The sequence below is a fragment of the Photobacterium toruni genome (assembly GCF_024529955.1).
Classification (GTDB): domain Bacteria; phylum Pseudomonadota; class Gammaproteobacteria; order Enterobacterales; family Vibrionaceae; genus Photobacterium; species Photobacterium toruni.
Genome location: NZ_AP024854.1, coordinates 1,521,197 through 1,543,941, shown reverse-complemented (window position 1 = coordinate 1,543,941; position 22,745 = coordinate 1,521,197). Strand labels below are relative to the sequence as shown.

Genomic DNA, 22,745 nt, shown 5'->3' with positions numbered 1-22,745 from the left:
TATACCAATCTGGAAAATTAACTGGTCAGGTTGATCCAATCTCTTGAACACATTCTAGTGATGCGTGAAGCCGATTCATTAAACTGATTCCATGCAAGGCAGACCTTATCGAGAATGTCGTTATAATCAGAAAAATTTTGATTAGCGAGATAGTGTTGTCGTAACCAACTCCAAACTTGTTCTATTGGGTTAAGTTCTGGAGAATATGGTGGAAGTTTGATGATGCTGAGATTATTAAACGGATTAGCAATATCGTCAGTATGCCAGCCTGCACCATCCATCACTACAATAGCATAACGACCTTTTTCTGTGGTTCGTGATATCTGAGCAAGGTGCTCAGTCATTATTTTTTTATTTACCCAAGGTACCACTAACGCCTCACCAACTCCTCTTGCTGGGCACACCGAACCAAATAGATAAGCATATTCAAACTGCTGTTGTTTTATCGCTCTTGGTCGAGTTCCTCGTTCAGCCCAAAGACGGGTAGTGGTATTTTGTTGTCCAAATCTTGCTTCATCTTGAAACCATACATCGACCTTATCGAGCGCTATATGTCCTGGGATCTTAAGGATCGTTTCAATTTTAAATTTTTTAAAATTATCCTGAGCTTGCTGTGATTGTTTTGGATGTTTTGACCGTGATGTTATCCACGAAAAGCCCATGCGCTTAAGTAGATAATAGATAGAATCTGGGTGGTAGTTTTTATCAAATTCTTTGAGAATGTAAGCATGAATATCCGCGCCTATTAATCGCCCGCCAGAAGAGTCTTGAGCTTTAAGTTTAATATAATTGGATAGCTGCTCACGTTGTTTAGGTGAGAGAAATGCAGGGCGACCACTACGCGTTTTTTCTTGAAGCCCTTCTAAGCCTTCTTCAAGAAAGATACTCACCCATTTATTAACACTTGTTCGGCTAACTTTGAGATATTTAGCAATTTGAGTACGAGATTTACCTTCCTTGAAGTGCTCCAAGGCAAGTAATCTCATTTTCATTTGAATTGTTTTTTGTTGGCGAGCAAGCTTTTTAAAGTCGGTATTGTTTAGGCTGTCCATAGCGAATCTCATTTAAAAATGATGGCTTCAATTAGATCATAATTTTAGTTAGATTGGTATTATATTCATAGTTATCAGTCTGACGCTATATAAAGTCATAAGAAGCGAGTAAGAAGATCTGATTATTGTCTTGTCTATCTATTGACCATGTTAGTAGATCAATGCAAAAAAATAGAGATTGGACTATCATATTACTTGCTATAAATCTGTATCTTGGTGTAATTTCTCACCACTATTTATTTTTGGAATAATGATCATGCCAAAGGCTAGTGAGATTAAAAAATTTGCAGCTATTGAACTTAACGGTAAAGTAGCTTTAGTTAAAGAAATTACTAAGCTAACACCGAGTGGTCGTGCAGGCGCAAGTCTTTACCGTATGCGTATTTATGATGTTGCAACGGGCTCTAAATCGGATGTTAGTTTCAAAGCTGATGAAATGATTACGTTAGCAGATTTCAGTCGTCAGAAAGCATCTTTCTCATACATCGATGGTGAAGAATACGTGTTTATGGATGATGAAGATTACACGCCATACACATTCACTAAAGAAGCAATTTCTGAAGAGCTACTTTTCATTACTGAAGATACTAAAGGTATTGAAGTACTGACTGTAGACGGTGCACCTGTTGCATTAGAACTACCAGCAACAGTAGAGCTAACAATTGTTGAGACTGATCCGTCAATTAAAGGCGCGTCTGCAAGTGCTCGTACTAAGCCTGCAACATTGTCTACAGGTCTTGTTGTTCAAGTTCCTGAGTACATCGCAAATGGCGAAAAAATCAAAATCAACACAGCTGAACACAAGTTCATGAGCCGTGCTGACAAATAATAATTAGTTATTATTATTTTATAAGGCCAGTATCGTTTATTCGATGCTGGCTTTTTTAATACTCATTATAAACATAATGCACAGGGAATCATGTGGCTCAGATAATAACAATTGGTGTTGCTAAAAAAGAAGATTTAGACGCGGTGTTTCAGTTAGAGCAGCGATTATTTGGTGATCATTGTTATCCTGATTTTTTCATTCGCCAAGCTTATGATTGTTGGCCCGCTGGATTATTAGTGGCTCGTGAACAAGACAATGTGATTGGTTATGCGTTGTGTGCGCCTCAGTTTAATGCTATGTCGTTAAAAGTAACTGAAGGGTGGATATTGGCATTAGCTGTTGATACTAGCGTACAGGGACGTGGAGTGGGTAGAAAACTAATACAAGAAGCTATGGAGGTACTAACGGGCTGTGAAAAACTGTGGTTAACGGTACATCCAGATAATTATGCGAAAAAGTTATATCAACAGCTAGGTTTTACCGACGTTGAACAAGAAAGTGAGTATTTTGGTGTTGGTCAACCACGGATAAAAATGGTGTATGTGGCAAAGTGAGCAATTATTACGTAAATAATAGATATAAAAAAAGGGTACCTAGATACCCTTTACTTCTTTCAACTGTTCGTTGAAAAATTAAGCACGCTCAACGTTAGCAGCTTGAGGACCTTTTTGGCCTTGCTCAACGTCAAAAGAAACTTTTTGACCTTCAGCTAGAGATTTAAAGCCTTCACCTGTGATAGCACGGAAGTGAACGAATACGTCAGCGCCGCCATTGTCTTGAGTGATAAAACCGAAACCTTTCTCATCGTTGAACCACTTAACGATACCAGTTGTTTTAGACATGTTATGTCTCCTGAAATAATAAATTAGTAGCGCACATTACGCTGTTTTACTTATGTACAAAAGAATAATGAAGCGCTTCAGGACAACTGTGAATATTTGAACAGTGTATCGAAGTTTTCTCTTTCAATTTGTTGCATAAATAGGCCTTTAATAAAACCATGAGTATTAGGCCATTTTCATATTGAAAGGGCAAGTTTCTCGTTTAAGAACCAATCAATAATGTGACCATACTAACAAAATAACATACTGTGAAAATGCTTGTATGCATATGGTAGGGAAGGGGCATTAGAGAAAGTTGAATTGGATTGTTATATAGGTTTTTGACTGAATTGAAAAAAGGGCTGAATGAGCCCTTTATTTTTGTCGATATTCAAGGTTAATTTATTAAACTCTTTCAACGTTTGCTGCTTGAAGACCTTTAGGACCTTGCTCTGTTTCGTAAGAGACTTTTTGGCCTTCAGCTAAGGTTTTAAAGCCATCACCACTAATCGCACGGAAGTGTACAAATACATCAGCACCGCCGTCATCTTGAGTGATAAAACCAAACCCTTTCTCTTCGTTAAACCACTTTACGGTACCTGTTGCTTTTGACATGTTGTCTCCTGATAAATCTATTCATCACACGGTATAGCCAATATCAGATTACGGAGCGATTTGAGTGTTGAACTCTGTTGCTGATCATGAGGATGACAGCGAAGATATCCTTGTTCAGATTGCTTTAACTGTAAATAAGTACTGGTCTACTATGAAGACTAGGCGCTGATCAGCAATTTGCAAATCAAATTGATTATTTTTTATGAGCAAAAGAAATAATCATTGGATTGTCATTATTATTTCTTAAATTTTTCACTTAAATGCCTTTTATTGCGGTAATAATTTTAAATATTTCTTGAACGAAATCAAAGCAATTTAGAATAGAAAGAGCATAATTCAGACAACAAAGGATCTTCAAGCGTATGTTAACGCATCATCTAGACGATAATCTGCGGGTATTACTTGAGTTTACAGCAGATTTTCTGATATAACGATTTTAGAAAAGAACTGAGACTCGACGGTTATGTACTAGGAAGTGCATTTTTCCTAATTATTAGCATTAAATCAGTTTCACAAGGCTTTATTTTCAGACTAAGGACAAAACATGAACAACATCCTTGAACTTGTTCGTCAGGCTCGTCGTAAAAACAAACTTAAACGCGAAATTTTAGATAATGACCGTAAAGTTCGTGATAACCGTAAGCGTGTAGAATTACTAGAAAACATGCTGGATTATATCAAAGCAGATATGAGCCATGATCAAATTTTAGAAATCATCGAAAATATGAAAAGCGATTATGAAGATCGTGTTGATGATCATATTATTATCAGTGCTGAACTTTCTAAAGAACGTCGTGACGTTAGTAAAACAGTTAAAGACCTTCGAAAAGCAGAAATTACAGCGCACAAACATAATTAATTTTATGCGTGTTAACTGATTAAGACCTGAGCAATATATGCTCAGGTTTTTTTTTGGTTATTTTTCATTGAGTAAATTTGAGATTTGAGTAAAAAAGAGAATATCAGTATAAAAAGAGCCCGAAACGATTCCTGTGTCGGGCTTAGGGGAATAGGCTCATTGATTGAGCCTTGCGCTAACTGATTTATGTCTATGTCTAGAATTTGATTACACTATCAATATTAGTTTAGCTTTGATTTTTTTCCAGTTGTCATCAAAAATAATTGCTGGATTTATCATTAAATAGCCAATAATCAGCAGGGTATTGAATTAGATATCAAATAGATTTGTATCACGTACTAATTCGCGAGGTAAGCCATTTTTGATTCGATTGCCAACCCATTTACCGATACCAATAGGGTAATCACGGTAAGTAACAATCACTTCACCTTTACCCGTTAGATCTTCTGGACGAATATCTCGCCCCATAAACCACTCTTTCGCTTGTGGTGCTGTTAATGCTATAGCAACTGACTCTTTACCGGTTGCAAGCGTCATGATCGCTTCATGCTGCCAGCGATAGCCTTTCTTGTGCTGCTCTGCGAGTTTAATGCCTATGCGTTGGAAACGGATTTCGCCAATCAAAGGTTTAATTTGTGATGGGAATAACCATACTTCTTTATCTCGTAACCAAATATCACTATTTGTTGATAAGCTAATATTAAGATCAGTGTTAAGTTGTTCTGCTATCAGTTGTTGTTCATCGGCTTTAACTTGAGTAAATGGGAATTTACCCATGCGCTTTTTAACTGGATCGGTGTCAACGGAAGCATGCTTACGAATTCGTGCAACAAAGAAGCCCTCACTATCAAAAACTTGAGGATAAACGTGTAAGAACCCTTCAGGTGTTAGCGCTTTTTGTGCACCTTCAAATAAATCCCCTAAAGATTCAAATTCAACCGCATCACCAAAGGTTTCTTTTAGGTAATGACAGACTTCTTGGTTTTCATGCAGGTTTAGGGTGCAGGTTGAATACACCATAACACCACCAGGTTTTAATGCTTGGAATGCACTAACAATTAATTTGCGCTGTACTGCTGCTATTTCATCGATTGATGCAAGACTCCAGTTAGCCATTGCATCATCATCTTTACGAATAGCGCCTTCACCAGAACAAGGGGCGTCAAGTAAAATAGAGTTAAATGCTTCAGGTGTCCATGTGCCAAATACACAGCCATCAAAATGGGTTAGTGCTGCATTATGAACGCCACAACGTTGTAGGTTAGCGTGTAATACTTTAATTCGACTAGCAGCAAGCTCATTGGCAACTAATGCGCCTTTGTTTTGCATAGCACAAGCTATTTGGGTTGTTTTAGAGCCTGGTGCGGATGCCATATCAAGAACACAATCAAGGGCGTCATTGTTATCAAGTAAAGCGGTAACAGGCATCATTGAACTGGCTTCTTGAATATAAAATAATCCCGCCATATGTTCAGCAGTATTGCCTAATGAAACGCTTTCTTCATCCTCTCGTTTAATCCAAAAGCCGGTATCACACCAAGGAACAGGGGTTAACGTCCAACCTTTATCTGCAACACGCGTAAGAAAATCCGCCACACTTATTTTTAGTGTATTAACGCGAATGCTGCGGCGTAGTGGTGTTTTACAATAGCTAATAAACTCATCAATACTCAGATTTTCTGGCATTGTATGCTTGATAAGATCAATAAAAGCGTCAGGAATATAGATATTAGGATGCAAGGTAGCACTCTCTGTCAAACTAGCAATGTCGGGATTCTATACTAAATAGGAACAAAGTTATATCAGCTATCTATGCTTCTAAGTTTGTTATAGATAAGGAGGGATTATCATTATTATATTGTGTATAAAAGCCGCATTTATTTGAGCTGAGCGATCAAAAAAGGAGCATCAGATGCTCCTTTATATTTGTTGTTTACCTATTATTTAATAGGGATAGCGGTGCGCCAACTTACCCATTGTGGATTCACTTCTTTGTTAAGTAAAAAGTGCTTATTTTGTTTTGCTTGTGGTGCCAATGGTTGTGTTGCCGGTGTTGCAAATGAAATGCCACCGCGCAGTAAGCTATCAAATGTTCCCGTTTTTACTTTTGCGCCAGTAATACCGATATCGACATTTAATCCAGAAGCATTCCAGAAAACGCTATCAGTACGTACAAGGTGACGATACTTTTGTTCAATTTGAACGGTAATTAAAACGCGATCGGCTAATGCACCTAAAGCAACCTTAATCACTTGTCCAACTTGAATATCACGGTAAAGTAATGGTGTTCCTTCACTAACAGATCCGCGTTCTTCGCTTTCAAGAATAAAGGTTTTTCCGGCATCAAATAATTCAGCAGAGCCTAATTTAAAGCTATGAGCACTTAGACCGTTACCCGGTTGAACTGCAATATACGAACTTAATAATGAGTCTAAGTTTTCACTGCCACTTAAACTGATTTTAGGTTTAACTATCCAGAAATAGCTATCTTTACGTGCGATTACTTTAGCGTATTGCGGAAATAAACGTGCTTTTACAGTAACATTGTTACAATCAAAATTTGGTTCAATATTATCAACTTTGCCAATAACAACACCTTGATACTTAATCGCGGTTGATTTTGATATAGAACGTGCATCATCAGCGGTTAATGTGATCATCACGCCAAAATGTTGAGCATCACTTAAGCTTGGGTAAAGTTTATAGTTATTACCTGAGCGATTAACAACGCCGTTAATAGAATCAAATGCGATACCACCTTTTAATAACGTTGAGAGGGGATCTGCTTTGATTTTAACGCCATTGAGCCCAGCCTCAACTTCAACGCCTGAACGGTTCCAAAAAACGGTGTTATTATCAATTAAATGACGGTATTTTTTTTGTATATTAGCTTTTATTTCAACGCCTGATGTTTTTAATGAAAAGCTGGTGATTTCACCGACCTGTAAGTTTCGATAAAGTACTGGACTGCCTACAGATATAGGAGGTAAGTTTTTTGCGACAAGTGTGATAGAGGTGAAACCTTTTAATTTTTCATCTGCAAGTTTAGCTAGTTGTCTATTTTTAAACAGAGAATAGCTTTTTTGGATGCCCGGTTTGCCACTAGCAGTAAAGCTTATTGCACTGCTGATTAATTGATCTGCTGCGGGAATAGAAACATCAATACCAGTGTTACTTATATTGGCCTCGATACCGCCATCAATAAAGAATCGACTGTGAGATCGAACTAAGTGGGTATATTGCGGCTGAATTAATGCATCAAATCGAACTTGATCCCCCTCAAGTTTTACTGCTGTAATATGACCAACATCTATTCCACGATAGCGCAATGCTGTACCGGGCTTTAAGCCATAACTTTTATCTGCAAAAAGAGAGAAAATAGCAACACCCGATTGTTGTTCTTCCAGTGTGTTTTGAGTAATAGCTGTAAAATGACGTGTTTTTTTACCTTCACCTGGAATTAAGCGTAAGTAATTGCCACGGACAAGATTACCAATATTTTTAATACCAGAAAGAGAGACTTGTGCTTCTTCTAGTAATAATCGAGAACCGCTGTTTAGCAAATCACTCATGCTTGGCTCAATAGCAGCATGGGCAATAATTTTATTGGTTTTATCGTCCAGTTTTAAGTCGGAAATTTTACCAATTTGTAGGCCACGATACATAATCGGTGCGCCTGAATTGCTCACATTATTATTATCAGGAAGGGTGATTGTGATTGCAATACCACGCCCAGCGGTATTGATGTCAGGATAGAGATTAAATAAATGTCCTTCATCTATTGGTTTACCTTCATCTGGCGAATCAAAGGCAATCGCTCCTGCAATTAATGCTGATAAACTTTCAAATTGAACATCAACGCCATTAAAGCCTATATTGGCATTTACACCACTCACATTCCAGAAACGGCTTTTATTGGTCACGAGATTGGCATAATGCGGTTTGATCAACGCATCAATCAACACTTCTTTTTTATTGGCACTGAGGGTGTAATTATAAATTTCACCGACAGGGATCTTTTTATAAAAAATTTGGGAGCCAATACTAAGCGACCCTAAATTAGGCGCTTTTAATTGTAGGGTTAAGCCATTGTGTTCTGGCATATTTGCAGGTTGATTTTCGAGCGCTGTAAACTTGGTTGCAAATTCACCAGTACCAGGCTGAAGGGCAATATAATTACCTGAAACAAGTGCATCCAAGCCTGAAATTCCAGTTATCGATGCTTTTGGTTTCACCAACCAAAATTGGGTATGTGTATGTAACGTTTTTACTGCTTCTGGATAAATATCGGCAGAAACATAGATACTTTTAAGGTCTTTAGATAATGTCACATCACGGACGATACCCACTTCTAAACCTTGATAACGAATAGTCGTACGGCCTGCGACTAAACCAACAGCATCATTAAAATGGATTTGAATACGTTCGCCGCCCTCATTAACGGCTTTATATAATAACCACCCAGCGACAATGATCGCGAGTAAAGGTAATAACCACAGAGGTGATAAGCTGCGATCACGTCGAATATTAACCGGTTGCGGTTGTGTGTTATTTGGTTCGTTGTTCATATTTGTCCCAGATTAGACGTGAATCTAAACTCTCTGCTGCTAACATTGTTAATATAACGACCACGGCAAAAGCAATTGCTCCCGGTCCCGGGGTGAAGTCAAGAATTTGTCCACGATCGATTAAAGCGACCATAATGGCAATAACAAATAAATCCATTACAGACCATTTGCCAATCCAATGCACAATTCGAAAAATGCGCATACGTTGTAGACGTTGGCTACGTTGTTTAAATTGAATACATAACAATATATATGCTAATCCAATGATTTTAGCGACAGGAACAACAATACTTGCCACAAAGATAATGATGGCAATACTGATCATTCCTGTTTTAACTAATCCGGCAACGCCTGAAAAAATAGTGTCTTCAATACGCTTACCGTTATTCATAAAAATAGATATAGGGTAAAGGTTTGCGGGTAATATAAAAATGCTGGCAGTAATAAGATATGCCCATGTTTTTTGTAATGATTTAGGAACTCGATGATGTAACTGGCTATAACATCGACGGCAATGCGGTAAATCTTCTTGGGTTAATTGGCAGCAGTGACATACCGTATCGAGTTTATCACTGATGTGTTCATCTTCGGGTTGCCATGCATCCCAATATCGACGAACACTAACTTTGGTTAATAATACTGACAATAAAATTTGCATACTGATTAAACAATATAAGCCTATGCCAATATAAATTTCAGCCACTTCTTGTACTTTAAAACATGAAATAGCCAAACTAACTAAGAAAACCTCTAGCATTGTCCATTGTTTTAAATGGGAAAGGATCCATAACGAAACTTTAAATATTCGAAAGTGACGAAAACGTAATGCGTATTGTGCTCCTAACACTGCGCCGATCAGTAACAAGGGGGCAATGGCGCTACAAAAAAGAATTAATATAGCGACAGAAGGGAAGGTGGGAGCAAGTGCTACTGTTCCTGATGTCAGTGACGCTGGGATCATTTGTCCCACTAGACGAATAGTCACTAATGGTAAATTTAGCGTAGGGATATAAAGAATAAGACAAGCTAATGCAATCGCTAAGTCAGCATTAAAACGTGCAATTCCCCCCCGATAGAGTCGAGTATGACAACGAGGGCAATAGGCGCTGTGTCCTTGAGTCGCTGGTGCTGGTAAAACAAGTAAATCGCAGCCTGGGCAGCGTCGAGCCTTCGACATGGTGCGTTTTTTCCTTTAATTATAATGTGTACAAAAGCGCCCATTGAATGGTGAGTGACTTATTGTTAATAAAAACAATAAATATCATCAATGAGCGCCGATTGATGCACACTATATTATTTTGCGTTGACGCTGGCTACTGCTTCGTGAGGATCAACATGGTGCGGCGAAATTTCAGCTGACTGAATTGGCCCATAAAGTGTTTGGTAAAGCCCTTGTGTATTGACTAACTCTAAATGTGTTCCTGACTGGCTAACTAAACCATCTTCAAGTACATAAATAATATCAGCTTGTTTTACGGCAGATAAGCGGTGAGCAACAATCAAGGTAGTTTTGTTTTTTAAAAAAACATTAAGTGCGGTATGTAATGCTGCTTCTGTTGAGGTATCTAATGCTGATGTTGCTTCATCTAAAATAACAAATTCAGGATTAGTGAGCACCATGCGCGCAATCGCTAATCGTTGGCGCTGTCCACCTGATAAGCGAATACCTTGACGGCCAATTTCAGTATTCAAACCGTGAGTGAGGCGTTCAGTCACATCAGCAAGTTGAGCGATATCTAGTGCTTGCCATAACTCATCATCACTAAAGGATGCACCAAGCGTTAAGTTATGACGTAACGTTTCATTAAATAACACAGGTTGCTGTAATACGACCGCCATTTTCTCACGTAATGCTTCATAACTAACGGTTTCAATAGGGTGATCGTTGATTAAAATATCACCGCTACTTTTTTGATAAATACCTAAGAGCAATTGAATTAAAGTCGATTTACCACCACCAGAAGCACCAACGAGAGCCACCCGTTTACCGGCAGGAATATCGAGGTTTAAGCCGCAAAGTACCTCTTTATCATTGTCATAAGAAAAATGTAAATTACGAATTTTAATCGCAATCGTTTGATCATCATTAAAAGGATAAGCCGTTGCTGGTGGACGAGTTTCTTCTTCAAGTGATAATAGGCTATTTAGACGCTGCATTGCTGCTGATGCGCCATACCAAGCAAATTGAATGCCGAGCAATTCTTGAATAGGACCTAACATAAACCATAAGTAACTAAAGACAGCTAGCATTTCACCGATAGTTAAATTACTAAATAGCACCATTAACATGGCCGCGGCACGAAATATTTCAAATCCAATTAAAAACAATAAAAAGGAAATACGGCCAGCAGCTTCTGATTGCCATGCGTATTTATCTGCACTATGGCGAATATCACTGGCATTACCTTTTAATTGGTCTAAAAAATCACGTTCGCGGTTAGAAGCTCGCAATTGATATAAACCATCTAATACTTCAATTAAGCGATGTTGAAATACTTCATAAGATTTATTCTCTTTGCTTTTTAGATTCTTAACACGGCTGCCCATTAGTTTAGAGGCATAGACAACAATAGGATTGATGATCAGAATAAAAAGCCCAAGTTTCCAATCTAGCCACAATAGAACGGCAGCCGTACCTATAATGGTTAATAATCCAATAATAAAGCGACTTAATGTATCTCCGACGAATTTATCGATGGTCTCAACATCAGTAATAAGGTGAGAACTGATTCCGCCACTGCCTCGTTCCTCATACTGTCGCATACTTATACGACCAAGTTTGTCGAGTAAGTGTTGACGTAAGTTATAGGTTATATCTTTTGATACTAATGTAAATTGTCGACTTTGAAGTATATTCAGCGCTTGGCTAAAGGTGCGCATTAATACAACGAGAACAAGCACTAAAATAATGTAGCCTGTTGCATTGTGCCAAACCGAAGGTAGAAGGGCGTTAAGATAAGTAATGCCTTCACCTGATTTATGCAGCAAAACTTCATCAACCATTAGTGGCATCAAAAGTGGAATGGGTACACTGATCAAGGTTGCGATAACAGCAATAATGTTTGCAACAATTAATCTTGGTTTATGTAATTTTGCTTGTTGTAGTAACCAAGACCAATTAATCATAAGATGGTTCTTATCTTTCACTGTGAGAATAATTCCTATTATCAGTAGTATTCTTGCTATTCTAACGGCTATATACGGAGTAAGCTATGGAAAATACACCCGCTTTTTATCATCGTCTAACACAACAAGCATTGGCTCTTATTGAGGGTGAAACGGATCTTATCGCTAATATGTCTAATATTAGTGCGTTATTAAATATGGAGTTAGAACAAATTAATTGGGTTGGGTTTTATTTATTGAAACAAGGGCAATTAGTCTTAGGTCCATTTCAAGGAAACCCTGCTTGTGTGCGCATTCCGGTTGGACGCGGCGTATGTGGCACAGCAATTTCTGAAAATAAAGTGCAACGTATTGCTGATGTACATACTTTCCCTGGGCATATCGCTTGTGACGCTACAAGTAATTCAGAAATCGTTATTCCGCTTACAGTGAAGGGAAAATTAATTGGTGTACTGGATATTGATAGCCCAAATTTGTCAAGATTTGACCAAAATGATGAACAAGGTCTAGTTTCTTTTGTCGAAGCACTACAAAAAGTACTCTAATTTCATGCTTTCGGTGGTTTTTCCGCGTTAGGTAATTATAATAGCAGCACTATTTCTTTTTGAACAAAGCACAAATAACGAGCAATCCTCGTTTATGTCAGGAAACTCCATGGAAAACTCTGAAAAGTTAACGAACAGTAAAGAAGTTATTGCATACATCGCTGAGCGTTTCCCAAAATGTTTCACTGTTGAAGGTGAAGCTAAGCCACTTAAAATTGGTATCTTCCAAGATCTTGCAGAGCGTCTAAACGAAGATCCAAAAGTAAGCAAGACTCAACTACGTACAGCTTTACGTCAATACACATCTTCTTGGCGTTACCTTCACGGTGTTAAAGCGGGTGTGAACCGTGTTGATCTAGATGGTAATGATTGTGATGTTCTAGAGCAAGAGCACGTTGATCATGCGCTTAAAGCTTTAGAAGAAAGCAAGGCTAAAGTACGCACTCGTCGTAAAGAGCAAGCAATTGCAAAAGCGGCTAAAGAAGGCGAAGCTAAAAAAACACGTGCAAAAACAGCTAAATCTAGTAACACTAAGCCAAAAACAGCTACTATTAAGAAGAAGCCTGTAGAGACAACACGTGCGCTTAATGCTGATGAAGTAATCGTAGGCAAGAATGTTCAAGTGAACATGGGTTCAGGTAACATGCCTGCGACTATTGTTGAAATTAACAAGGACGACGTGCGAGTTCGTTTAAATAATGGTCTAGTAATGGCTGTTAAAGCGGAGCACTTGCGTTCATAAAGGGAGAATGCGCGACACATGAATTGTCGATTCCGTTTCTCACTGATAGCTGCTGGCATGATGCTAGCAGCTTCGGTTCAAGCCGCTGAGGCTAAATATGCATCAAGTGATGTGCCGCATCTTGCTCCTGAAAAACAGCATGCAACGGCGAGCACAAGGGTGGCTTCGCGTTATATGCGTTCCCACTATAAGCATTTTACACTTGATGATCAGTTCTCTGGACAAGTATTCAATCGTTATATTGAAATGCTTGATTATAATAAAAGCTTTCTTAATGCTACAGATGTCGAACAGTTTGGTAAATGGAAAAACCAGTTAGATGATCAGCTTAAATCAGGGAATACATCCGCTGCGTTTGATATTTTTAATAAAGTGCTTCAGCGTCGTTTTGAACGGTATCAATTTGCACTTACGCAACTTGATACTGAAATAAAATTTGACGATAAAGATGATTTTGTTATTGATCGTTCAGAGCTTGAATGGCCTAAAAACGATACTGAACTGAATGAGATTTGGCGACAACGTGTTAAATACGATGCGCTAAATCTTAAGCTTGCAGGAAAAAAGTGGCCTGAAATTCAAAAGACGTTAACTAAACGCTATAACAATGCCATTAAACGTCTAACACAAACACACAGTGAAGATGTATTTCAGTTATATATGAATGCTTTTTCACGTGAGGTCGATCCACATACAAGTTACTTATCGCCACGTAATGCTGAACAATTTCAGGCAGAAATGAATCTGTCATTAGAAGGAATTGGCGCAGTATTACAGGTTGAAGATGACTATACCAAAATTCGTTCTTTAGTTGCTGGTGGACCCGCGGCAAGCTCGAAAAAAATTACAGCAGGTGATCGCATTATTGGCGTAGGCCAAGAAGGCAAGAAAATTGTTGATGTAATTGGTTGGCGTCTTGACGATGTTGTGCAGTTAATCAAAGGGCCGAAAGGCAGTAAGGTTATTCTGGATATACTACCTGAAGGCAATAATGCAAAGAGTTACACCGTAACTATTGTGCGTGACAAGATTCGTCTTGAAGATCGTGCAGCGAAGTCGGAAGTGAAAACTATCGATGGTAAAAAAATAGGTGTGCTTGAAATTCCAAGCTTTTATGTGGGACTATCAGAAGACACCAAAAAAGAACTGATTAAATTAAATGATCAGAAAGTTGATGGTGTTGTGATCGACTTACGTAATAACGGTGGTGGTGCTCTAACTGAAGCGACTGCATTAACAGGACTCTTTATCTCAAGTGGACCTGTCGTGCAAGTTCGAGACAGCTATGGTCGAATTAAAGTTAATAGTGATTCAGATGATCAAGTCTCATTTGATGGTCCATTAACGGTCTTAATTAATCGCTATAGTGCCTCAGCATCAGAAATTTTTGCTGCTGCGATGCAAGATTACGGACGTGCTATTGTTTTAGGTGAACAATCTTTTGGTAAAGGTACGGTGCAGCAACACCGGTCATTGAATCATCTTTATGATTTATTTGATAAACCGTTAGGTCATGTTCAATATACTATTCAAAAATTCTACCGTATTAATGGTGGAAGTACTCAGAATCTAGGTGTTGTACCTGATATTTCTTTCCCTTCAGCTATTGATCCTGCTGAAACGGGAGAGAGTGTTGAAGATAACGCATTACCTTGGGATAGTATAAAGCCTGCAGGTTATAAAAAGTTACATAATTACAGTACGCTGATACCGATACTAACAGCAGAGCACCAGGCTCGTATTAAAAATAATATGGAGTTTGGTTTTATCAATGAAGATATTTTGATCTATAAAAAGGAAAAAGATATCAATACGATTTCATTGAATGAAAAGACACGTATCGCTGAACAAGATAAAGAAGATTCAGATCGTTTAGCCCGCTTAAATAAACGTCAAAAAGTATTAGGTAAAAAACCTTTTGCTGATTTGGATGCGGTGCCAAAAGATTATGAGGCTCCAGATGTTTATCTTGATGAAGCTGTTGCGATGACGGCTGATTTTAGTAATCAAAAACAATCGTAATAATGATTAACGGAAAGACATTATTTTGTTGATGTCTCTATTATTTAAAGCGCTCTTCGGAGCGCTTTTTTTATCTCTAATTTTTATCTACACTGTTAATGTCTTATTATTGAGATAGATTAAATTACAAAGTGTGATATCACGCATATTTTTCATCGAAAAATAGGTTTCCCAACTAGCTTTAAGTATGAGGCCTTTGATTAGAAGAGGCCAATAAGAACGAAATGTTAAGCGAGGGGAATTGCGTATGATGAAGACATTTTATTTTTTTTGGATAGTTATCTTAAGTTTTTTTAGCTGTAATACTGTTGCTGATGATATTACTGAATTTGATTATCCCTTTTTATTAGGCAATTGGTACTGGTTTAGTAATCAACAAAAAGGGGTTGAGAGCGAAGGTGAGAGTTATCGTGCAATGCATGTGATGTTTAAATCTGATTATCAATTCTCAATGCGCTTATTGCGGATTGATGGAAAGGTTGAACAGTGGACAGGTAATTATGATATTGATGAAACGCATATTACTTTTATTTCATCCGGTAACGATGACCAAATGCATACCTATTTACTTAACTATAATCGTTTCGTTCTTGATGGTGCTCAATTTACAAAGTTAGCACCTGAGCATTTAGCGGGTAACTGGCGAACAACAAATATTTCAGGGCAGGACGTTGCGGATAATATTTCAGAATTTGCATTATCATTACGGCCTGATTTTTTATTTTCGGCAGAGATATCCAATCAAGCGGGTAAAACAAAAGAGCACCGTGGCGTATATTATTTGGAAGATGATCAAATTGTATTGTTGTATGAAGAAGGGCAACAAGATAATCATTTTGTATTAAATGGGCATGATACGTTAACGTTAACGAATAAACATTTTGGTATGGAAGCTATATTAAACAGAGAATAAATATATAAAATAGAGCGAAACAGAAACAGAAACAGTGAACGATCACGATTATTATGATAATGAAGAAGAAAAAGATAATGACGGGAAAAATTAAAAAACAAAAAAGCGAACAAGAACTGTTCGCTTTTTTATTTAATTTATAGTGCTGTTACTGTCATTATTCGTTCACTAACTTGAATGCAGTACGTAATTGATCAAGATAGTTTTCATCACGGCAAATACTTTTCCCTGGTTCATCAGAGATTTTAGCGACAGGTCGACCTTCACATTCTGTTAGTTTTAAAACAACATTTAATGTTTTTACATCAGGTAGATCACAAGTAAGTTGTGTACCAATACCGAAGCTAACATTGATATGGTCATTAAAATGTTTGTAAATCACTAACGCTTTATCAAGTGTTAAGCTGTCTGAAAAAACTAACGATTTTGTTTTTGGATCAATATTTAAGTCTTGGTAATGAGCAATCGCTTTTTCACCCCAAGAAATAGGATCACCACTATCATGGCGTAAACCAATAAAACGCTCTGAAAGACGCTGATCGAAATCGCGTAAGAAAGCATCCATATTGATACAGTCTGTTAATGCAATACCTAAATCATGCGGGTATTCTTGTAACCAACGATTAAGTGCTAATTGCTGAGAATCAGCCAATTCACCTGAAAGTTGTTGATGAGCTTGGAACCACTCATGAGCTTGAGTACCAACAGGGGTCAATCCGCGAGTGTAAGCTAAGTAGTAATTCGATGTGCCTTTAAATTCAGGCATGTTATCTTTTAAATAATCAACTACATGGTGATGAACATCTTTAGAAAAGCGACGACGAGTACCAAAATCAACTAATGCAAATTGGCTTAAATCACAGTCTTTCGCATCATGATAAAAACGGTCAATCTTAGTTTTTAATTGTTCAATAGCAATGGCAGCTGTTGCTTGTGGGTAAAGATGTTTGCAGCGGATTTCACAAATAATGGCAAGTAAAGGTACTTCCCATAAAATGACATCAAGCCATGTGCCACGAATAGTAATAGCGAGTTGATTACCTGAAGTATCAATTTCAACATCATTAGCCTTAAGTTTGAAATTTTTTAAAAACGCAAGGTAATCAGCATGGAAAAAAGTTAGAGTCGATAGGTAATCGAGTTCACCTTGAGTGAAGGATAAGGTTGCAATGTGATCAATTTGTGCTTTAATTTCAGCAGCGTATGGGCGTAGATCTTCTTCGCTACGACAATGAAATTCTGCTACAGCTTCAACGCCTGGGTATTGATGAAAAACTGCTTGTTGCATATGCAATTTATAAGCATCAGTATCTAGCAGGGAGTCGATAACCCTATTATTGTGTCTGTTATTATTCATACCTGGTAATAGATACTCAAATTAATAAACTTAAAGAATTTATTTTTATAATTATAGGATCTTTAAATTCAATGTCTTGGACATGGTTTATAAGGTTTAGTAAATAAATAACTAAACTATTTAACTGGTGTGAGATTGTGACCTAAGAGGTGAACTTCGTCAAGGAATATCAAGTTTACCCATTGTGACTGTTGCATTAATCATCTTAACGTGTATCGCAATGAAAGTACGGAAACGATTACGTTACGGATAATAGCCATGTCTATTCATTTAAGCTTGAAAAGTGTTATTGATGACACAATATTATTGTATAAGAATCAACATTAATTGGTAGCTCGTGCATGCAGCATTTGAGCAAATCATAAAGGATATAAAAATAATGACAGAACATTCTACTGTGACTCAACCTGCAGCTAAATATCGTTCAGACTATCGCTCGCCTGATTATACTATTACGGATATCGATCTGACATTTGACCTTCATGATACCAAAACAACAGTTGTTGCTATTAGTCATGTTGTACGACTTAGCGATCAAGCAAATGCTGAGTTAGTGTTAGATGGTGATGATTTAACATTGATAAGCGTGACGGTGAATGGTCAAGCTTGGCAAGACTACCACCAGCAGTCAGGGCATTTGACCTTAACAAATCTTCCTGCTGATTTTGAATTAGCGATCACGACAGAAATTAATCCAGAAGCAAATACACTACTTGAAGGTTTATATAAGTCTGGTGGTGGTTTCTGTACGCAGTGTGAAGCAGAAGGCTTCCGTCGTATTACGTTTTATTTAGATCGCCCAGATGTATTAGCACGTTTCACAACTAAAATTATTGCATATAAGGTTGCATTCCCTTATATGCTAAGTAATGGTAACCGTATTGCGGAAGGCGATCTTGATAACGGTCGTCATTGGGTTCAATGGCAAGACCCATTTCCAAAACCGTCATACTTATTTGCTTTAGTTGCCGGTGATTTTGATGTTTTGCGTGACACATTCACTACCATGAGTGGTCGTGATGTTGCGTTAGAAATCTTTGTCGATAAGGGTAATTTGGATCGCGCTGATTATGCGATGACATCACTTAAAAACTCAATGAAGTGGGACGAAGAACGTTTTGGCCTTGAATACGATCTTGATATCTACATGATTGTCGCGGTTGATTTCTTCAATATGGGGGCTATGGAGAATAAAGGCCTAAATGTCTTTAACTCTAAATTTGTATTAGCCAACCCAAACACTGCTACCGATACTGATTATCAAGGTATTGAAGCGGTGATTGGTCATGAATATTTCCACAATTGGACTGGTAATCGTGTTACTTGTCGTGATTGGTTCCAATTAAGCTTAAAAGAAGGCTTAACGGTTTTCCGTGATCAAGAATTTTCTTCAGATTTAGGCTCTCGACCTGTTAATCGTATTGCGAATGTGCGTATTGTCCGTGGTCCGCAATTTGCTGAAGATCGTGGTCCAATGTCACACCCAATTCGTCCTGAAAAAGTGATTCAGATGAATAATTTCTACACCTTAACAGTGTATGAAAAGGGCAGTGAAGTGATCCGTATGCTACATACTCTATTGGGTGAAGCAAATTTCCAAGCAGGCATGAAATTGTATTTTGATCGTCATGACGGCACTGCCGCAACATGTGATGATTTTGTACAAGCGATGGAAGATGCTTCTGGTATTGATTTAAGCCGTTTCCGTCGTTGGTACGGTCAAGCAGGTACACCTGTTGTTAGTGTTTCTACGGCTTATGACGCAGACGCTAAGAGTTACGCTGTCACTATTAAACAGCAAACTCCTGCAACAGCAGAGCAAGTTGAAAAACAGCCGCTGCATATTCCTTTTGATATTGAGTTATACAATAGCAAAGGTGAAGTGATTGCTTTACAAATGAATGGTCAACCTGTTCATAATGTACTGGATATAAAAGAAGCCGAGCAAACCTTTGTGTTTGATAATATTGCAGAGCAGCCTGTGATTTCAATGTTGCGTGAATTTTCAGCACCAGTGATCTTAGAATATGATTACACTGATGATGAGTTAATTTTCTTAATGGTTCATGCGTCAAATGAATTTGCTCGTTGGGATGCAGGACAAATGCTATTGGCGAAATATATTCGTCAAAATGTAACCCAAGTACAACAAGGACACGCTGTCACTTTACCTGATGCTGTTATTGATGCGTTCCGTGGTGCCTTACTGGATGAAAATCTTGATCCTGCGTTTATTGCTGAAATGCTAACACTGCCAAGTGAAAATGAAATTGCAGGTTGGTATACAACGGTTGATGTCGATGCCATTAATCAGGTTGTGGGGGCATTTACACAATTGCTTGCATCTGAAATGGAAGATGAGTTTAGTGCCATTTATCACAGCTTAACTCAAGCGCACTATAGTCTTGAGCATGCAGCAATGGCTCAACGTGCATTGCGGAATAAATGTTTGTCGTACTTAGCATATACTGCGCAAGGTGAAGCACTTGTTGCTGCGCAATATAAAGCGGCTGACAACATGACTGATACTATGGCAGCAATGTCAGCAGCCAACAATGCTCAACTAGATTGCCGTGCAGAACAAATGGCTGATTTCAGCAATAAGTGGAGTCATGATGGCTTAGTCATGGATAAATGGTTTATGTTGCAAGGTACCAACCCTGCGGCAGACGCATTAGAAAATGTGCGTCATACTATGAATCATCCGACATTTAGTTTGAAAAATCCTAACCGTACTCGTAGCTTAGTGGCTGGTTTTAGTGTTAATAACCCAGTACATTTTCATGCTAAAGATGGTTCAGGTTATGCATTTTTAACTGAGATTCTAACGATTTTAAACACCAGCAATCCGCAAGTAGCAGCTCGTTTGATCGAGCCTTTACTTAAACTTCGTCAATATGATGCTAATCGTCAACAATTGATGAGAGAGCAACTGGAAAAATTAGCAGCGATGGATAATCTAGCTAAAGACTTGTTTGAAAAAGTACAAAAAGCACTTGATCAAAAATAAGCAATTGATGATGTAACGTGATTATAAATGAAGGCCAGTGACCGATAATCGGCACTGGCTTTTATTTTATTCTATCGTTTTAAATATCTTACATAACAATAAATGAGGGAATTTGTTATCCGCAGTTTTACGTTTACCATTAATATGAGTTACAACCTTTTCCTGCAACATTATTCAGGGGCCGCCAGTAGTGTGGTGGTGTTAACTGATACTGGCTTAAAGCTTCAACTTCCAGCGATAAAATTACGAGGGTTTTTAACTCATGCTGGCATCTGTGGGAAATTTCGCGTCATTGTCAATAGTGATAACAAACTTGAGGTTATCGAACGTCTTTAATTGTATTTTTTGTTTTGTTTCTAATCGTAGCTAAGAATGGACAATATTCAATTAATGCGTGCTATTTCATTAAGCTGGCATTATTCGTCATTCGATAAATGCCATCATTAGCCTCGTTTAATTAAAGCTGGTGGAATTAAATAGAAGCAAAAGTAAGGGGGGGATACATCGCCATTATTATTTATGTGTATGGCTACGTTTTGTGTACTTATTTTTAAAGCTTAAAGCTAAAAGCTAAAGTGATGGTTTTTCTTCTATCGTAAATAAAATGTATTAATTGATGTTGATTATGTAATAGAAATGCTTTGAAAATGTATATTTACTCTTGGCGTACGAAAACGTTTGCTTGTAATTACCATAATTTAAAAATTAAGCGACTTATAAGCCATTGTAAATATTGATATAAAATCTAAGTCTATGTTTTATTGATAATAATCAAGTGAATAGGGATTGTATTTAGCCTTATAACTGTGAATAATACCACCCCGTTTATACGGGATTTTTAATGGAGTTATAATGTTATATCGCATCGCACGATCCGCTATTTTCCAGTTGGATGCAGAAAAAGCACACGACCTCGCTATTCAGAATTTTTCTCGCTTTACTGGTACTCCACTTGATCTCTTCTATCGTCAACATGTTCCTGAGCGTCCTGTTGAAGTTATGGGTATTATGTTTAAAAATCCTGTCGGTCTAGCTGCAGGCCTTGATAAAAATGGTGAATGTATTGATGCATTTGGCGCAATGGGATTTGGTTTTGTTGAAGTTGGTACTGTAACACCACGCCCTCAGTCAGGTAATGATAAACCGCGTTTATTCCGGTTGATTCCTGCTGAAGGTATTATTAACCGTTTTGGTTTTAATAACCTTGGTGTTGATAATCTGGTTGAGAATGTAAAGAAATCAAATTATGACGGCGTTATCGGTATTAACATTGGTAAGAATAAAGATACGCCAATTGAAAAGGGTGCTGAAGACTATTTAATCTGTATGGAAAAAGTTTATCAGTACGCAGGTTATATTGCTGTCAACATCTCATCACCAAATACACCTGGATTACGTTCACTACAATATGGTGAAGCGTTAGATGATTTATTATTACAATTAAAACAAAAACAAACTGAGCTTGCTGAATTACATGGCAAGTATGTTCCATTGGCACTTAAAATTGCGCCTGATCTTGATGACCAAGAAATTGTTCAGGTTTGTGAGTCATTAATACGTAATAAGATTGATGGCGTTATTGGTACTAATACCACACTAGATCGCTCTTTGGTTGAAGGTATGGATCATTGTGATGAAATGGGCGGCTTAAGTGGTCGTCCATTACAAAATAAGAGTACTGATGTTATTCGTAAAATGGCAATTGCTTTGAATGGCGCATTACCGATTATTGGTGTTGGTGGTATTGACTCTGCTATGGCTGCACGTGAAAAAATCCAAGCTGGTGCACAATTAGTTCAAGTCTATACGGGCTTTATCTACCAAGGTCCACGTTTAGTGAAAGACATTGTTAACGGTCTTTAATGTGATTATGTGATGTAACCTTATTATTAAACCAAATTGGGCATGATGTTCAGTTTGGTTTTTTTATGCCGTAAATGACCCTTTTAGCCCTTTAATTACCTATTCCCATCTTATTTATCCACCATTATTTCTTGTTCGGCGATATCCTTATCAAGGTGTCTCGTTATCGAATGTCTTTTGTTTAACCCTCCTAAATTTAATTCCGTTTGTTGCTGGTGGGCTAATCCCTAGATTATTCTTCTTACTTCAATTTTTAAGTTGTATGTGTTTTTATCTATATATTATTTAATGCACCATTATTAATGAAATTGTTATTAACGCTTTTTAAATCAATACATTAATTATTATTTTTTTGTTGGTAAGTGTTTTTATGACATTTTTTTATGTGGTAAATGCGATTTTTCAACATCTTGTTTCCTTTCG

Annotated in this window: 18 protein-coding genes; 10 read left to right on the top strand and 8 right to left on the bottom strand. The window is 37.6% G+C overall.

Features of this window, described 5'->3' with window-relative positions:
• Positions 1-17: 17 nt before the first annotated feature.
• Positions 18-1,052 carry an IS630 family transposase gene (locus tag OC457_RS07225; protein ID WP_262054044.1) on the bottom strand — a complete coding sequence of 345 codons (1,035 nt, stop codon included), beginning with the start codon at positions 1,050-1,052 and terminating at the stop codon, positions 18-20.
• Positions 1,053-1,308: 256 nt separating this feature from the next.
• Between OC457_RS07225 and efpL the strand changes: the two genes are divergently transcribed.
• Both efpL and OC457_RS07215 read left to right on the top strand, forming a co-directional pair.
• Entirely contained in the window at positions 1,309-1,881 is a 573-nt protein-coding gene (gene efpL / locus OC457_RS07220; RefSeq protein ID WP_080175147.1) for an elongation factor P-like protein EfpL, read from the top strand.
• Positions 1,882-1,973: 92 nt separating this feature from the next.
• Positions 1,974-2,435, top strand: a complete 462-nt coding sequence (locus tag OC457_RS07215; RefSeq protein ID WP_235866950.1) for a GNAT family N-acetyltransferase — start codon at positions 1,974-1,976, stop codon at positions 2,433-2,435.
• Positions 2,436-2,513: 78 nt separating this feature from the next.
• Here OC457_RS07215 and cspE (OC457_RS07210) read toward each other — a convergent pair whose 3' ends face one another.
• Positions 2,514-2,723: a transcription antiterminator/RNA stability regulator CspE gene (gene cspE, locus OC457_RS07210; RefSeq protein WP_080175148.1), complete on the bottom strand. Its 210-nt coding sequence runs from the start codon at positions 2,721-2,723 to the stop codon at positions 2,514-2,516.
• Positions 2,724-3,107: 384 nt separating this feature from the next.
• Positions 3,108-3,317, bottom strand: a complete 210-nt coding sequence (gene cspE / locus OC457_RS07205) for a transcription antiterminator/RNA stability regulator CspE (RefSeq protein WP_080157479.1) — start codon at positions 3,315-3,317, stop codon at positions 3,108-3,110.
• 544 nt (positions 3,318-3,861) lie between these two features.
• On the opposite strand from cspE (OC457_RS07205), the gene OC457_RS07200 reads away from it, so the two are divergent.
• Positions 3,862-4,176, top strand: a complete 315-nt coding sequence (locus OC457_RS07200) for a DUF496 family protein (RefSeq protein WP_080175149.1) — start codon at positions 3,862-3,864, stop codon at positions 4,174-4,176.
• A gap of 309 nt (positions 4,177-4,485) precedes the next feature.
• Here OC457_RS07200 and rsmF read toward each other — a convergent pair whose 3' ends face one another.
• The 4 genes from rsmF to OC457_RS07180 all read right to left on the bottom strand — a co-directional run bounded on the left by rsmF (position 4,486) and on the right by OC457_RS07180 (position 11,870).
• Positions 4,486-5,916 carry a 16S rRNA (cytosine(1407)-C(5))-methyltransferase RsmF gene (rsmF, locus tag OC457_RS07195; protein WP_080175150.1) on the bottom strand — a complete coding sequence of 477 codons (1,431 nt, stop codon included), beginning with the start codon at positions 5,914-5,916 and terminating at the stop codon, positions 4,486-4,488.
• Positions 5,917-6,116: 200 nt separating this feature from the next.
• Positions 6,117-8,744 (bottom strand): MlaD family protein, encoded by a 2,628-nt coding sequence (locus tag OC457_RS07190; RefSeq protein WP_080175151.1) that lies wholly within the window; start codon positions 8,742-8,744, stop codon positions 6,117-6,119.
• Positions 8,725-9,921, bottom strand: a complete 1,197-nt coding sequence (locus OC457_RS07185) for a paraquat-inducible protein A (RefSeq protein ID WP_080175152.1) — start codon at positions 9,919-9,921, stop codon at positions 8,725-8,727. Before OC457_RS07185 ends, OC457_RS07190 begins: the two co-directional genes overlap by 20 nt.
• Before the next feature lie 116 nt (positions 9,922-10,037).
• Positions 10,038-11,870: an ABC transporter ATP-binding protein gene (locus OC457_RS07180; protein WP_080175153.1), complete on the bottom strand. Its 1,833-nt coding sequence runs from the start codon at positions 11,868-11,870 to the stop codon at positions 10,038-10,040.
• Positions 11,871-11,956: 86 nt separating this feature from the next.
• On the opposite strand from OC457_RS07180, the gene OC457_RS07175 reads away from it, so the two are divergent.
• The 4 genes from OC457_RS07175 (at position 11,957) to OC457_RS07160 (ending at position 16,092) form a co-directional block, all read left to right on the top strand.
• Positions 11,957-12,415, top strand: coding sequence for a GAF domain-containing protein (locus OC457_RS07175; protein ID WP_080175154.1), 459 nt, complete (start codon positions 11,957-11,959; stop codon positions 12,413-12,415).
• 109 nt (positions 12,416-12,524) lie between these two features.
• A complete protein-coding gene (proQ, locus tag OC457_RS07170) occupies positions 12,525-13,157 on the top strand; it encodes an RNA chaperone ProQ (RefSeq protein WP_080175155.1) in 633 nt (210 codons plus the stop codon).
• An 18-nt stretch (positions 13,158-13,175) separates the two neighbouring features.
• A complete protein-coding gene (prc, locus tag OC457_RS07165; RefSeq protein ID WP_080175156.1) occupies positions 13,176-15,179 on the top strand; it encodes a carboxy terminal-processing peptidase in 2,004 nt (667 codons plus the stop codon).
• 247 nt (positions 15,180-15,426) lie between these two features.
• The gene (locus OC457_RS07160) at positions 15,427-16,092 is read left to right on the top strand and encodes a lipocalin family protein (RefSeq protein ID WP_080175157.1); all 666 of its coding nucleotides are present in this window, start codon (positions 15,427-15,429) and stop codon (positions 16,090-16,092) included.
• A 157-nt stretch (positions 16,093-16,249) separates the two neighbouring features.
• Here the strand turns inward: OC457_RS07160 and pncB are convergent, their stop codons facing one another.
• On the bottom strand, positions 16,250-17,449 hold the full coding sequence (gene pncB / locus OC457_RS07155; RefSeq protein ID WP_080175158.1) for a nicotinate phosphoribosyltransferase: 1,200 nt from the start codon (positions 17,447-17,449) through the stop codon (positions 16,250-16,252).
• A gap of 379 nt (positions 17,450-17,828) precedes the next feature.
• Here pncB and pepN point away from each other — a divergent pair, with 379 nt between their 5' ends.
• The 3 genes from pepN (at position 17,829) to pyrD (ending at position 22,322) form a co-directional block, all read left to right on the top strand.
• A complete protein-coding gene (gene pepN / locus OC457_RS07150) occupies positions 17,829-20,459 on the top strand; it encodes an aminopeptidase N (RefSeq protein WP_080175159.1) in 2,631 nt (876 codons plus the stop codon).
• A 117-nt stretch (positions 20,460-20,576) separates the two neighbouring features.
• On the top strand, positions 20,577-20,795 hold the full coding sequence (locus tag OC457_RS07145) for a DUF2835 domain-containing protein (protein ID WP_080175235.1): 219 nt from the start codon (positions 20,577-20,579) through the stop codon (positions 20,793-20,795).
• 516 nt (positions 20,796-21,311) lie between these two features.
• Positions 21,312-22,322: a quinone-dependent dihydroorotate dehydrogenase gene (gene pyrD, locus OC457_RS07140; RefSeq protein ID WP_080175160.1), complete on the top strand. Its 1,011-nt coding sequence runs from the start codon at positions 21,312-21,314 to the stop codon at positions 22,320-22,322.
• The last annotated feature ends 423 nt before the right edge of the window (positions 22,323-22,745 follow it).

Bases quoted from the DNA above. Each gene is read 5' to 3' on its own strand.
- pepN (WP_080175159.1), top strand. From the start codon at position 17,829: ATGACAGAACATTCTACTGTGACTCAACCTGCAGCTAAATATCGTTCA.
- OC457_RS07225 (WP_262054044.1), bottom strand. From the start codon at position 1,052: ATGGACAGCCTAAACAATACCGACTTTAAAAAGCTTGCTCGCCAACAA.
- OC457_RS07180 (WP_080175153.1), bottom strand. From the start codon at position 11,870: ATGATTAATTGGTCTTGGTTACTACAACAAGCAAAATTACATAAACCA.
- efpL (WP_080175147.1), top strand. From the start codon at position 1,309: ATGCCAAAGGCTAGTGAGATTAAAAAATTTGCAGCTATTGAACTTAAC.
- OC457_RS07160 (WP_080175157.1), top strand. From the start codon at position 15,427: ATGATGAAGACATTTTATTTTTTTTGGATAGTTATCTTAAGTTTTTTT.
- OC457_RS07185 (WP_080175152.1), bottom strand. From the start codon at position 9,921: ATGTCGAAGGCTCGACGCTGCCCAGGCTGCGATTTACTTGTTTTACCA.
- pyrD (WP_080175160.1), top strand. From the start codon at position 21,312: ATGTTATATCGCATCGCACGATCCGCTATTTTCCAGTTGGATGCAGAA.
- pncB (WP_080175158.1), bottom strand. From the start codon at position 17,449: ATGAATAATAACAGACACAATAATAGGGTTATCGACTCCCTGCTAGAT.
- OC457_RS07190 (WP_080175151.1), bottom strand. From the start codon at position 8,744: ATGAACAACGAACCAAATAACACACAACCGCAACCGGTTAATATTCGA.
- OC457_RS07175 (WP_080175154.1), top strand. From the start codon at position 11,957: ATGGAAAATACACCCGCTTTTTATCATCGTCTAACACAACAAGCATTG.
- prc (WP_080175156.1), top strand. From the start codon at position 13,176: ATGAATTGTCGATTCCGTTTCTCACTGATAGCTGCTGGCATGATGCTA.
- OC457_RS07200 (WP_080175149.1), top strand. From the start codon at position 3,862: ATGAACAACATCCTTGAACTTGTTCGTCAGGCTCGTCGTAAAAACAAA.
- cspE (WP_080175148.1), bottom strand. From the start codon at position 2,723: ATGTCTAAAACAACTGGTATCGTTAAGTGGTTCAACGATGAGAAAGGT.
- cspE (WP_080157479.1), bottom strand. From the start codon at position 3,317: ATGTCAAAAGCAACAGGTACCGTAAAGTGGTTTAACGAAGAGAAAGGG.
- proQ (WP_080175155.1), top strand. From the start codon at position 12,525: ATGGAAAACTCTGAAAAGTTAACGAACAGTAAAGAAGTTATTGCATAC.